The 11,748-nt window shown below is 67.4% G+C and carries 13 protein-coding genes; 1 reads left to right on the top strand and 12 read right to left on the bottom strand.

Annotated elements, in window-relative coordinates:
* Nucleotides 1–13 precede the first annotated feature (13 nt).
* From AC16JP_RS01655 to AC16JP_RS01600, 12 genes are all read right to left on the bottom strand, one after another.
* Nucleotides 14–496, bottom strand: coding sequence for a PulJ/GspJ family protein (locus AC16JP_RS01655; protein WP_484338861.1), 483 nt, complete (start codon nt 494–496; stop codon nt 14–16).
* Nucleotides 468–899 carry a type II secretion system major pseudopilin GspG gene (gene gspG, locus AC16JP_RS01650; RefSeq protein WP_484338860.1) on the bottom strand — a complete coding sequence of 144 codons (432 nt, stop codon included), beginning with the start codon at nt 897–899 and terminating at the stop codon, nt 468–470. The genes AC16JP_RS01655 and gspG overlap by 29 nt, the downstream gene beginning before the upstream one ends.
* Nucleotides 899–2,056, bottom strand: coding sequence for a type II secretion system F family protein (locus AC16JP_RS01645; protein ID WP_484338859.1), 1,158 nt, complete (start codon nt 2,054–2,056; stop codon nt 899–901). Before AC16JP_RS01645 ends, gspG begins: the two co-directional genes overlap by 1 nt.
* Entirely contained in the window at nt 2,053–3,618 is a 1,566-nt protein-coding gene (locus tag AC16JP_RS01640; RefSeq protein ID WP_484338858.1) for a GspE/PulE family protein, read from the bottom strand. Before AC16JP_RS01640 ends, AC16JP_RS01645 begins: the two co-directional genes overlap by 4 nt.
* Nucleotides 3,615–5,723, bottom strand: a complete 2,109-nt coding sequence (gene gspD, locus AC16JP_RS01635; RefSeq protein ID WP_484338857.1) for a type II secretion system secretin GspD — start codon at nt 5,721–5,723, stop codon at nt 3,615–3,617. Before gspD ends, AC16JP_RS01640 begins: the two co-directional genes overlap by 4 nt.
* Complete coding sequence (locus AC16JP_RS01630; RefSeq protein ID WP_484338856.1) at nt 5,723–6,328, bottom strand: type II secretion system protein N; 606 nt, start codon at nt 6,326–6,328, stop codon at nt 5,723–5,725. The genes gspD and AC16JP_RS01630 overlap by 1 nt, the downstream gene beginning before the upstream one ends.
* Nucleotides 6,329–6,485: 157 nt before the next feature.
* Nucleotides 6,486–7,232: a prepilin peptidase gene (locus AC16JP_RS01625; protein WP_484338855.1), complete on the bottom strand. Its 747-nt coding sequence runs from the start codon at nt 7,230–7,232 to the stop codon at nt 6,486–6,488.
* A 111-nt stretch (nt 7,233–7,343) separates the two neighbouring features.
* On the bottom strand, nt 7,344–8,663 hold the full coding sequence (gene gltX, locus AC16JP_RS01620) for a glutamate--tRNA ligase (protein WP_484338854.1): 1,320 nt from the start codon (nt 8,661–8,663) through the stop codon (nt 7,344–7,346).
* A gap of 77 nt (nt 8,664–8,740) precedes the next feature.
* Nucleotides 8,741–9,145 (bottom strand): hypothetical protein, encoded by a 405-nt coding sequence (locus AC16JP_RS01615; protein WP_484338853.1) that lies wholly within the window; start codon nt 9,143–9,145, stop codon nt 8,741–8,743.
* A complete protein-coding gene (gene gloB, locus AC16JP_RS01610) occupies nt 9,135–9,857 on the bottom strand; it encodes a hydroxyacylglutathione hydrolase (protein ID WP_484338852.1) in 723 nt (240 codons plus the stop codon). Before gloB ends, AC16JP_RS01615 begins: the two co-directional genes overlap by 11 nt.
* 5 nt (nt 9,858–9,862) lie before the next feature.
* Nucleotides 9,863–10,279 carry a VOC family protein gene (locus AC16JP_RS01605; RefSeq protein ID WP_484338851.1) on the bottom strand — a complete coding sequence of 139 codons (417 nt, stop codon included), beginning with the start codon at nt 10,277–10,279 and terminating at the stop codon, nt 9,863–9,865.
* Nucleotides 10,276–10,734, bottom strand: a complete 459-nt coding sequence (locus tag AC16JP_RS01600; protein ID WP_484338850.1) for an acyl-CoA thioesterase — start codon at nt 10,732–10,734, stop codon at nt 10,276–10,278. Before AC16JP_RS01600 ends, AC16JP_RS01605 begins: the two co-directional genes overlap by 4 nt.
* 95 nt (nt 10,735–10,829) lie before the next feature.
* Here AC16JP_RS01600 and AC16JP_RS01595 point away from each other — a divergent pair, with 95 nt between their 5' ends.
* Nucleotides 10,830–11,537, top strand: a complete 708-nt coding sequence (locus AC16JP_RS01595; protein ID WP_484338849.1) for an SIMPL domain-containing protein — start codon at nt 10,830–10,832, stop codon at nt 11,535–11,537.
* Nucleotides 11,538–11,748: the final 211 nt, after the last annotated feature.

Genomic DNA, 11,748 nt, shown 5'->3' with positions numbered 1-11,748 from the left:
TTGGCGGCGCGATTCATTGTGCGCGCTGCCCCGCTGTTTCGGCGGGATCCGCCTGCTGGTTCGAAGCCGGCCGCATCACCGTCCGTCGGGCGAGCACGGGGCCGCCGGGATGCTCGCGAACCTCGATGGCGATTTGCAGGAACCCGGCCAGCGCCGCCGCGTCGGGCGCGGGGGATGGCGTGAGGGTGCGAACCCAGGTGCGCCCCATGTTCCGGGTGGTGGCGCTGGTCCGTTCGGTTGGCGCCTCTGTTGCGATCGCGGCGTCGACCAGCGCGTTGTCGGCCTCCAGCCGGGCAGCGGCCGCCAGCCGCGCCGAGCCTGCCCCGGCTAGCTGAAACGTCTGGAAGCGGGCCAGCGTCAGGCCGACGAGGCTGAGCAGCACCATCGCCACCAGCATTTCGATCAGCGCGAATCCGGCTTGCCGGTGGTGCGCGCGCATCCGCATTTCCGCCACCGGCGGGTCGGGTTCAGCGCACGTCGCTGCGGATGTCGGCATTCTGGCCCTCGCCGCCTTCCTTGCCGTCTGCCCCAAGCGACACGATGGCGTAGGGCTGGCTGTTTCCACCCGGCACGACATATAGATAGGGGTGCCCCCACGGATCGTCGGGCAGCTTCTTGATCTTGGCGCCCGTCGCGGTGGGGCGGGCGAGAGCGGCAAGCCCTTCCTCGGGTGCCGGGTAGCGCCCCATGTCGATGTGCCAGAGTTCCATTGCCTGCTCCAGCAGCGCGATGTCGGCCTCGGCCTTCTGCACCTGCGCGCGGCCCTGCATGGGCAGCACGTTCAGCACGACGACCGTCGTCAGCAGGCCGATGATCGCCAGCACCACCAGCAGTTCGACCAGCGTGAAGCCGGCCTCTCCCGATCGGGCGGGGGTGCGACGGGGGGCGGGAAATTGCATCAAGAGGCTCCGATGCCGGCACCGGCCAGCGTGTTGAGTTCGAGGATCGGCAGCAGCACCGCCAGAATGATGAGGCCGACCAGCCCGCCAAGCACGACGATGATCGCCGGTTCGGCAAGGGCAAGGATGGTGCGGCTGCGGTCGGCCAACTGGCGGTCGATGCTGGTGGCCGCCGATTCCAGCAGCGGCGCCAACCGGCCCGAGCTTTCGCCCGACCGCGCCAGAGATACCAGCAGGGCAGGCGCGCGCGGCAGCAGCGGCAGTGTCGCCGACAACGATGCGCCAGCCCGGATCTGCGCCGTCATGCGGGCGGTGGCTTCGCGCCAGGCGGCGTTGGCAAGGGTCGGCGTGGTGATGTGCATGGCTTCCGCCAGCGGCAATCCGGCCGAAAGCATGGTGGACAACAGGCGCGACCAGCGCACCGCGTCGAGCATCGACAGCCAGTTGCCGAGACCGGGCAGCGACAATAGCCACCGGTCGAAGCGTTCCCGGCTGCCTGGCCGCTTCAGCCAGAGCATCAGCGAAAGGGCAGCCAGCAGCGGCAGCGCCAGCAGCAACGCCCACCAGTCCTGCACGAATTGCGAAACGGCAAGGACGGCGCGCGTCAGCACCGGCAGCGGCTGGCCGGAACCCGTTAGCTGCCCGGCGATCCCCGGCACGACGAACAGCAGCATCGCAAGGATCACGCCTACGGCCACCAGCAGCAGCAGGGCAGGGTAGGCAAGCGTCGAGATCAGCCGCGACCGCAGCGCGACCTGCGCCTCCATCGTGTCGGCGAGGCGGTTCAGCAGCAGTGGCAGCCGCCCCGATGCTTCGCCGGCGGCGATGGTCGAGCGGACTTCAGCCGGAAACGCCGACGGTGGCAGCGATGCGTGCAGCGGGCTGCCGGCCTGCAACGCCCGGTTCATGCGTTGCAGCACTTCCTGTTCGGCGCCGTTCCCCGGCTGCCGGGCGAGTGTTGCGACTGCGTCGGTCACCGGCATGACGGCGGTAAGCGTCGCCAGTTGCCGGACGAGGGTTGCCCGCGCCTGCGGCCTGAGGGTTGCGGCCCTGGCTGCCGGTGCGCCGCTGCCGAAACCGGCGCCGCCCCGGCCCAACCGGATCGGCCGTTTCCAGAACGGAAGCGCGGGGGCTGCCGGTGCCTCAGCCGGTTTCACGGCGTATGATCCCCGGCAGGGGCGGCGGGTTGTGCGGCGCGCACCGTTTCAGCCTGAAACAGCGACAGCACTTCGGTTGGCGTGGTTCGCCGTTCCCGCACTGCGGCGCGCGCGGATTCCGTCAGTGACTGTTGCAGCCCGGCCTGTTCGAGCCTTGTTTCGCCCGCGCCGTCGTTGATCAGCGCGCGGACAGGCCCATCGGCGGTGATCAGTTCGAAGAGGCCCTTGCGGCCGGTGTAGCCGGTGTGGCGGCAGCGCTCGCAGCCGTTCGCCTTGGCTACGGGGATGCCGGCGGGCAGGCCGATCCGCCTGGCAAGTGCGGGCGCAAGCGGTTCCTCGGTTGCGCAGACCGGGCAGACCAGCCGCACCAGCCGCTGCGCGACGACGGCGCGCAGCGTGGCGGCGATCAGGAAGGTTTCCACGCCGAAATCCCTGAGCCGGGTGATCGCGCCCGCCGCCGAGTTCGCATGCACCGTCGACAGCACCAGATGGCCGGTCAATGCGGCCTGCACGGCGATGTCGGCGGTTTCGCGGTCGCGGATTTCGCCGACCATCACCACATCGGGATCCTGGCGGAGGATGGCGCGCAGACCTTGCGCGAACGTCAGTCCGACGCGGGTGTCCACCTGTGTCTGCCCGACGCCCGCGACCGCATATTCGACCGGGTCTTCGACGGTCAGGATGTTGCGCCTGCCGTCGTTCAGGCGCTTCAGCGCGGCATAGAGGGTGGTGGTCTTGCCGGCGCCGGTCGGCCCGGTCACCAGCAGGATGCCGTTGGGCGACGAAAGCGCATCCGCCAGCGCGCCGAGCGTCGCCGCATCGAGGCCGAGGTCTTTCAGTTCCAGCCCGACGGCGGACTGGTCGAGGATACGCATCACCACACGCTCGCCGCCACGGGCCGGCAGCGTCGAGACGCGGACATCGAGCGGGCGCTGCCCGAGCGTCAGCGAAATGCGCCCGTCCTGCGGGAGCCGCCGTTCGGCGATGTCGAGCCGCGCCATCACCTTCACCCGGCTGACCAGCATCGGTGCTACTTCGGCAGGCAGCCGCAGCACTTCCTCCATCACCCCGTCGTGGCGCAGGCGGACGGCCATGCCGTTGCCATCGTCGTCGGCGCTGGACGTTGGTTCGAGGTGGATATCCGATGCGCCCCGCTGCACCGCCTGTGCAACCAGCGCATTGATCAGCCGGATGACGGGCGCTGCGTCGGAATTGTCGAGAAGGTCGGCGCTTTCCTGCACCAGATGCGCGATATCCGAGGCGGCCGCCGCTTCTGCAACGGCGGACAATCCGTCGGTCGCATAAGTTTCCGATAACAGGCGATCGAACGCTTCCGTCGCCAGCGGTTCGGGCTGCAGGGCGTGTCCGGCGACGCGGCGGGCTTCGAGGATCGACGCCGGGCTTGCGCCCTGCCGGATGGCCAGCCGGTCGGTGCCGGGCACGATCAGCACGCCATGCGTGCGGGCGAAGGCATAGGGCAGGGCAGGTGCGGGGCGGCCCGGCTGGCCGGCAGGCAGCATTGCTGGCCCGGCGCTGCGTTCCGGTTCCGGCGCCGCGTTCACCTTTCGGCCGGTTGCCGCGGCGCCGGTGCGGGTGGCGTCGGCGTTGCGGGCGTCGTTGCCTGCGGCGGGAACGGGTTCGGCTTGTAGGGGGGCGCCGTTTTCAGATACTCCCACGCAAGGCCGTCGAGGTTGGAAATGCCGTAACGATCGGTCTGCATCTCGCGCACATTGTCCCAGCGGTTGGCTGTCACCAGATCGGCATCGGACTGCGATCGCACGATCGTCGGGCGGATGAAGATCATCAGGTTGGTCTTGTTGCGGGATTTCGATGTCGACCGGAAGAAATTGCCGAGGCCGGGGATGTCGCCCAACAGCGGGATCTTCTGCAGCGACTTGCGTTCGGAATCCTCCAGCAGGCCGCCCAGCGCCAGAATCTGGCCGTCGCCCACGGTGACCGCAGTTTCCAGTTCGCGCTTGTTCAGCACGAAGTCGCGCTTGTCGATCGTGGTGTCGATCGACGACACCACCTGCTTCAGCGTCAGGGTTACGGTGCCGCCGGCGTTGATCTGCGGCCGCACGGAAAGCTGGATGCCGACGTCCTGCCGCTGCACGGTGCGGAAGCTGTTGTCGAGGTTGTTGCCCAGCGCTTCGCCGGTGGTGATCGGGATTTCCTTGCCGACCAGGATGCGGGCGGGCTGGTTATCCAGCGTCATCAGCGACGGCGTCGACAGGATGTTCGAGTTCACGTCGCTTTTGACGGCGTTGATGACGAAGCCGAAGATCATGTTCGAGCCGATGTGGGCGGCCCCGCCCGTCAGCCCGGTGGTGCCCAGCAGCGAATCGACGGCGGCCTGCCGGAAGGCGGTCGCGCTTTCCGAATCCGAGATCAGGCCTTTTTCCGCCGCCACTGCGCCGGTGATCGCCATCAGGTTCGGCGCGGCGTTGGAAAAATTGCTGGACATCAACGGGATGGTGCCGTTGCGGCCCGCCAGCATGAACTGCACGCCAAGCTGCTTTGCGGCATTGTCGGAAATCTCGACGATGATCGCCTCGACCTGAACCTGCGCGCGGCGGGTGTCCAGTTGGCGGATGATCTCGCCAAGCTCGCGCTGGATTTCCGGCGGTGCGGCAATCACCAGCGCGTTGGCGCCTTCATAGCGGGCGATGATCGCGCGCCTGCGGCTGTTGCCGACGGCGACGCCCACATTGGCCGGTGTCGCATCGGCCTGCCCCTGCGCGCCCGCCCCCTGTCCGCCGCCGCCCGACCGGGGCGCAAAAGGCGTGCCTGCAAGCGACGATCCGGATGCCGCCGAACCTGCAACCGTCGGCGTCTGCCCCATCAGTTGTTGCAGCACCGGCATGATGGCGGCGGCGTCGGCGTTCTGCAGGAAGATCACCCGCGATTCCGAGCCGCCCGCTGCCTTGCGGTCGAGGTCTCTGGCCATTTCGGTGATGCGCTTCACCTGCGTCGCGTCGCCCTTGATGGCGATCGCGTTCGAGGCATCGACCGGCACGATCGAAATGCGGGAGGCAGGGGTGGCGCTGTCACCGGGTTGTTGCACCAGCGCCTGCAACGACTGCGCCATATCGCGCGCGCCGGAATTCTTCAGTGTCACCACCTGCGTCACCGAACGGTCGCGATCGACCTGTTGCAGCACCGCGCGGGTGCGGCTGATGTTGTCGGCGAAGTCGGTCACGATCAGCGCGTTGCCGGCGCGATTGGCGGTTGCGGTGCCATTGCGGCTGAGCACCGGCCGCAGCGATTCGAGCGCCTGCTGCGCGTCGATATTGTTGAGCGGGATGACCGCTGTGGCGAACCGGCCACCCTGCGCGCCCGCCCCTGCTTCGGCCGGCTGGATGCGATACTGGCCCCGGCCTACCGGCACCGCCGCAAAGCCGTTGGCTTGCAGGGTTGCCAGAAACAGCTCGAAATACTGCGCACGGCCCAGGGGCTTGTCCGACACCACCGACACCTTGCCCTGCACGCGCGGATCGATGACGAAACTGGCCCCGGTCACGCGGGCCACGTCGTCGATCAGGGCGCGGATGTCGGCGTCACGCAGGTTGATGCTGGCCTGCGCCACTGCCGGCGGCGTGACGACCGGCGCAGCCAGCAGCGCGGGCGCCGCAAGCAGAACCGACAGCCTGTGCGCCAGCCGCCGCATCAATTGCGATCCTCGGGTGCGGGGGCGGCCGGCATGGCCGCTGTCCCCTGATCGCCAGTGCCCGTCGATGCATCGGGGGCGGCGTCTTCCGATGGTTCGGCCGGTTGTTCCTCGAGCGTCGGGTCGAAGCGCTGCACTTCCGAGCCGCCTGCCGTATCCAGCCAGAGCGTTTCGCGGGCGCCGCCGCGATCGAGGATCACATGATCGGCAGCGATTGCGGCAAGCGTCACCCCGGAGGCCACGCTTTCGCCCACCGCGAACAGCTTCTGCACCCCGTCGGATGCAGCGATGATGGCGCTGCCGCGCCCCGTCGCGAGGTCCGAGCGGACACCGTGCAGGCTGAGCGGAAGCGAAGTGACGGGGAGGTTGTCGGCGGTGCTTGTGTCGGGGAAAAATGGGTCGGTGCGGGAAAGCAGCGCCTCGTCGGCGAGTTGCGGGCCGGTGAACGGCGGCGCAACATGGGCAGGCGCGCGCAACACACCGACCGCCCGCCAGCCGATCACAGCCAGCGCGCACAGCATGGCGGCCAGCAGCAGATGGCCCAGATGCCACGGCCGCGTCAGCACGGCTTCGCCTGCCGTCGCCTGCCGGCCGATGGTCTGCAATTGTTCGTCACCCAGAGAGCGCCTCGCGGTTCTGACCGGGAATCGCGCCCCGGAAGCTTTGGCGTATAAAGCTTGGCGACGACGTTCAAGTGCAGCCCGCCCGTGTTGCGCCAGCAATCTGGGGATAGAATCGTGGGCGGATGGGTGGGGCGTGCCATCATGTGCCTGCCCATGCCGTTGCGCTGGCGAACAGCCACAGCGGAAACGCCGCCGCCGCCATGCAGGCGCCCAGCGGGATGCGCCCGCCTGCCGGAAGCGCCCGGCCGCGCAGGCGCGAAACACCCGCCAGCAGCAGCCCGATCGACGCGGAAACCAGCAGCAGCGGCCCGATGAGTGCCGGGCCTAACCATGCGCCAAGCGCCGCCATCAGCTTCACGTCGCCGCCGCCAAGCCCTTCTTTGCCGCGCAGAAAGCGATAGCCTAGCGCCAGCAGCAGGAACGCGCCGCCGCCAAGCGCCATGCCCAGCAAACGATCGGCGATGCTGCCGGCGCCAAAGGCAAGCCCCAGCGCCAAGAGCGGCAGGGTGATCCGGTCCGGCAGCCAGAAATGCTCGGCATCCAGAAACAGCAGCGCCAGCAGCGCCCACCCCAGAACCGCGCCGGCCAGCCCCATCGGGCCGGGCGACGCCAGCATCGCCAGCGCGCCGACGAACGCCGCCGCCAGTTCAAAAAGGATGTGCCGGCGATCGATCGCGGCGCCGCAGGTGCGGCATCGGCCGCCAAGCCGCAGCCACGAAAGCACGGGCACCAGTTCCAGCGCCGAGAGCGGCCGCCCGCAGCCGTCGCAATGCGAACGCCCTCTCAGGCTTTCGCCTGCCGGCCAGCGCACGACGAGCGTTGCAAGGAACGAGCCTGCAACCAACCCGAGAACGCCGCCGAGAATCGGCCAGAACAGTATCTCCACGGCCGAGTGCGTCCCATGGCGGGGCGGCGCTGTAAAGCGCGAACGGCGGCGAAACGCCGGTTCCGGCGGTCAGAATGGTTCAGAACGGTTAAGGATGTGTGCCCGGCCGGTTCAGCGCCGCAGTCGCTCCAGCGCCTGTTCGCGGCCGATCAGCGGCAGCAGCGCCGCCATGTCCGGCCCCGCAGCTTCGCCGGTCAGGGCCATCCGCAGCGGCGCGAACAGCTCCTTGCCCTTGCGCCCGGTTGTCTGCTTCAGTTGATCCACCAGCGAGGCCCAGACATCCGGGCCGAAGTCCAGCCCGGCCAGCGTATCGGCGGCGGTATCCAGAAACGCGCGGTTCGCCGGGTCTGGCGCATGGTGCGGCAGAGGGCCGTCGATCACCGTCTTCCATTTTTCGGCGTCGGCCACGCTTTCGATGTTGCCGCGCACCGCGTTCCATTCCACTTCGCCGAGCGTGGTGCGGGAAGCGACTGCTGCATGGTCGGTGTGGTGCAGGATGTGGCTGTTCAGCCGCACCAGTTCGGCTTCGTCGAAGCGCGCAGTCGCGCGGCCCAGATGCGCGATGTCGAACGTTTCGATCAGCGGGGCGTCGGATGTCACCGCCTCGACCGAATGGCTGGTGCCCAGCCGCGCCAGCAGCGCCTTCACTGCGATCGGTTCGATGCCGCGCTGGCGGAAATCCGCAATCCCGATCGAACCAAGCCGCTTGGAAAGCGCGCCGTCGGCACCGGTCAGCAGCGGGGCGTGGCCGAACAGCGGCATCGACGCCCCCATTGCGGCGAACATCTGCAACTGGATGCCGGTATTGGTGACATGATCCTCGCCGCGCACGACGTGGGTGATGCCCATGTCCACATCGTCGATGACGCTTGGCAGCATATAGAGCCAGCTTCCATCGGCGCGGCGGATGACGGGGTCGGACAGCGAAGCAACATCGATCCGCGACGGGCCGCGAACGAGATCGTCCCACGTATGCGGGAGAGTCTGGTCCAGGCGGAAACGCCAGTGCGGCCGGACGCCCTGTTCGGCAAAGCGGGCGTGGTCGGCGTCGGTCAGGGCAAGGGCCGCGCGGTCATAGACCGGCGGCAGCCCGCGCCCCAGCAGCACCTTGCGCTTCAGTTCCAGTTCTTCGGGCGTTTCATAGGCGCGATAGGCATGCCCGCTGGCTGCAAGCGCCTGCAACACTTCCTCGTAGCGCGCCATGCGGGCCGACTGCTTTTCCTCGGCGTCGGGCGCCATGCCCAGCCAGGCGAGGTCGTCGCGGATGGACTGCGCATATTCTTCGGTCGAACGGGCGGTGTCGGTGTCGTCGAGGCGCAGAATGAAGCGGCCGCCGGCCCGGCGGGCCAGCAGCCAGTTCAGTAGTGCGGTGCGCACATTGCCGACATGGAGCCGTCCGGTCGGTGACGGCGCGAAGCGGGTAACGATCATGTGCGGCGCGATAGTCGTTCAGGCGGGCCGACGCAATTGCAGCGCGCGTGCTGCATGCCCGCCATGCAGGCCGCCGTTCAGAAGCGCGTGCCCTTGGGCACTGCAACCGGCGTGAATTTCCCCAGCGAGCAGGTGCCGAAATTGGTCCGGCTGAGGGGGTCGACGATGTCGAACATGTCGAGCGCGCAGAACTGCCCGCCGATCGAGCTTCGGAACACCAGAACGCTGTCGTTACGCAGCATCGGGCAAGTGGTGCGAAGATCATTGCGGAACCAGCGGTTCGAGCTGGCCCGGAACATGACGGCATTGGCACCGGCGGGCTGCGATGAAACATTGCGCCCGGCGATGCAGTTCACCGGTTCGCCCGTCGCCTTCAGTGTGGCGGGGTCGGTCCGCTCGGGGCGGGTGGCGGCCGGCGCGGCGGCCGCAAGCGCTGCCACGAGCAGCAGGGGCGCACCCAGTTTCCGGAGGTCAGAACGCATCTTTCGCCTTCCTTCGTTCACCCAGTTCCACCGCAGTTTGCGCCCGCACGAACGGGTTGGTGGCCAGTTCGTCGGCGATCGTGAAGGGAACCGTCGGTTCGTTCCTGTCACGCAGCGCCTGAACCTCGGCAAAACGACGTTGCAGCGCATCGTTTTCCGGTTCGACGGTGACGGCAAAGCGCGCGTTCGACAGCGTATATTCGTGCGCGCAGAACACCTGCGTTTCTGCCGGCAGGACTTTCAGCTTGCCGAGTGCGCGGAACATGTCGTCGGGTGTGCCCTCGAACAGCCGGCCACATCCCATGGCGAACATGGTGTCGCCGGGGAACAGCGCGTTCGCCGTCGGGAAGTGATAGGCGATATGGCCCGCGGTGTGGGCGCCGACGAACAGAACTGTGCCCATGTGATCGCCCAGCACGACTTCCTCGCCATCCTCAAGTGCGCGATCCATGCCGGGGATCGGATGGGCCTCGCGGGCGGGGCCGAAGATGGTGCAGCCCGTCGCTTCGCGGATGCCGAGGTTGCCGCCCACATGGTCCGGGTGCCAGTGGGTGTTCAGGATGTGCGTGATGTTCAGTCCCAGCGCGCGGGCGGCGGCCAGCACCGGCTCTGCTTCGGCCGGGTCTATGGCGGCGGCAGTGCCGGGTGCATATTCGAACAGCCAGGCGTAATTGTCGCTGAGTGTCGGAACGCGGTGGATGCGGGTGGTCATGCTTTTCACCATTCGCCGATGTTGGGGGCCGAAACCCATGGTTCTGCGGGCGGCAGCGCGCCGCCCTTCTGCAGCAGCTCGACGGAAATCCCGTCGGGCGTGCGCACGAACGCCATGCGCCCGTCGCGGGGCGGGCGGTTGATCGTCACTCCGGCGTCGGCGAGGCGCTGGCAAAGGCCATGGATATCGTCGACTTCATAGGCGAGGTGGCCGAAATTGCGCCCGCCGGTGTAGCCTTGTTCGCCCCAGTTGTGCGTCAGTTCAACCTGCGCATGTTCGTCGCCGGGCGCTGCCAGAAAGATCAGCGTGAAGCGCCCGGCCTCGCTGTCGTAGCGGCGCAGTTCCTCAAGGCCCAGCAGGTTGAAGAAGCGGATCGTCTCGTCGGGGTCGGATACCCGGATCATGGTGTGCAGATATTTCATACCGGAACCTTTTTCAGCGTTCGCCCTTCATAGCCCTCGAACAGGGCCACGATCCAGCCCGGCACCGGGTCGGGGCTGCCGCGCGCCTGCGCCACATGCACCTGCACGGTTTCGCCGGTTGCGCGAAGGTCGTCGCCGTCCGGTCCGTTCTTCAGGCCGTGGATTTCCAGTGCGATCGCGATCGAGCTGTTGCCGATGCGCTCGGTGCGGCAGCATATCAGGATTTCCTCGTCGAGGAGGATCGGAGCCTTGTATTCGACGACAGCGCGGGCAACGTGAAATTCCGGCCCGCCGCTGACCGGCGCGTGCTGATAGAGACCGGCTTCGCGCCAGTATTCCGTCAGCGCGATGTCGAAATATTCGAGGTAGCGGCTGTTATAGACGACGGCCTGCGCGTCGATCTCGGGGTAGTGGACGCGCTTTTTCCACGCGAAGCGAAATTCGGATCGGGGCATGCGGTGCTCCTGTGCTGGGCGGGCGTCGATCGGCCTTGACTTGCGATCATTCAAGCGCACCATGCAACGGAAAATTGCAGCATCGGAGGGGCTGGATGGCCGAGTGGAATGGTTCGCCGGTAATCGCGGGCGCTCTTGTCGGCGCCGGGCTTGCCGTTGCCGGATTGTTCATCGCGCACGGCCTTCGCGGTATCCGGCAAGGCCCGTCGATCGTGACGGTGCGTGGCGTTTCGGAACGTGATGTGGTGGCCGATCTGGCAACCTGGACGATCGCCACACAGGCCAATGGCTCGGACCTTGCCGCCGTGCAGGCCAGGGCCGATGCGGATGCGGCATCGGTGCGCGGCTTTCTTGCGGCCAACGGCTTCAAGCCCGACGAGGTGCAGCCGCGCGGCAGTTCGGTGAACCAGTATTTCGACAGCAGTCTTGGGCGGCTGAACATCACCATCCGCCAGCGCTTCATCGCCCACACCGCCGATATCGCGCGCATGGAAAAGGCTTTCGCCAATCAGGCAGAGATGATCCGCAAGGGTGTCGCGCTCGACAATGATTCCGGCGGCGTAACCTACAGCTTCACCAGACTGAACGACGTGAAGCCCGCGATGATCGCCGAAGCAACCAAAAGCGCGCGTGAAGCCGCCCAGCAGTTCGCGCGTGACAGCGACACCGCAGTCGGCGGCATCCATCAGGCGACGCAGGGGCTGTTTTCGATCACCGGCCGCGACGGCGACACCGGTTCGGGATCGGATACGCCCTACCAGAAGGTGCGGGTGGTGACGACGGTGGAGTTCGGGCTGGACTGAACGGCGCATTGCACGGCAGCTTTGCGGCAATCCGTCGCACAGGTCGTATCCGGGGTCATCCTGTCAGAATTGCAGCATTGCGGCGGTATCCGGCATGGCCGAAAACTTGGCCGTCTTGCCGGAAGTTTCTTTCGGGCAAACTGGCGAAGGGGAAATGCGCCCGCATCGGCGCGAGGGAGATTGCAATGATTTCGATGAAAGCCACGATCCG

This window comes from Sandaracinobacteroides sp. (genome assembly GCF_057137845.1).
This window is presented reverse-complemented; position numbering and strand designations above follow the sequence as displayed.

Coding starts and splice junctions, on each gene's coding strand:
- AC16JP_RS01655 (WP_484338861.1), bottom strand. CDS start 496: ATGCCGACATCCGCAGCGACGTGCGCTGAACCCGACCCGCCGGTGGCG.
- gspG (WP_484338860.1), bottom strand. CDS start 899: ATGCAATTTCCCGCCCCCCGTCGCACCCCCGCCCGATCGGGAGAGGCC.
- gspD (WP_484338857.1), bottom strand. CDS start 5,723: ATGCGGCGGCTGGCGCACAGGCTGTCGGTTCTGCTTGCGGCGCCCGCG.
- gltX (WP_484338854.1), bottom strand. CDS start 8,663: ATGATCGTTACCCGCTTCGCGCCGTCACCGACCGGACGGCTCCATGTC.
- AC16JP_RS01615 (WP_484338853.1), bottom strand. CDS start 9,145: ATGCGTTCTGACCTCCGGAAACTGGGTGCGCCCCTGCTGCTCGTGGCA.
- gloB (WP_484338852.1), bottom strand. CDS start 9,857: ATGACCACCCGCATCCACCGCGTTCCGACACTCAGCGACAATTACGCC.
- AC16JP_RS01605 (WP_484338851.1), bottom strand. CDS start 10,279: ATGAAATATCTGCACACCATGATCCGGGTATCCGACCCCGACGAGACG.
- AC16JP_RS01600 (WP_484338850.1), bottom strand. CDS start 10,734: ATGCCCCGATCCGAATTTCGCTTCGCGTGGAAAAAGCGCGTCCACTAC.
- AC16JP_RS01595 (WP_484338849.1), top strand. CDS start 10,830: ATGGCCGAGTGGAATGGTTCGCCGGTAATCGCGGGCGCTCTTGTCGGC.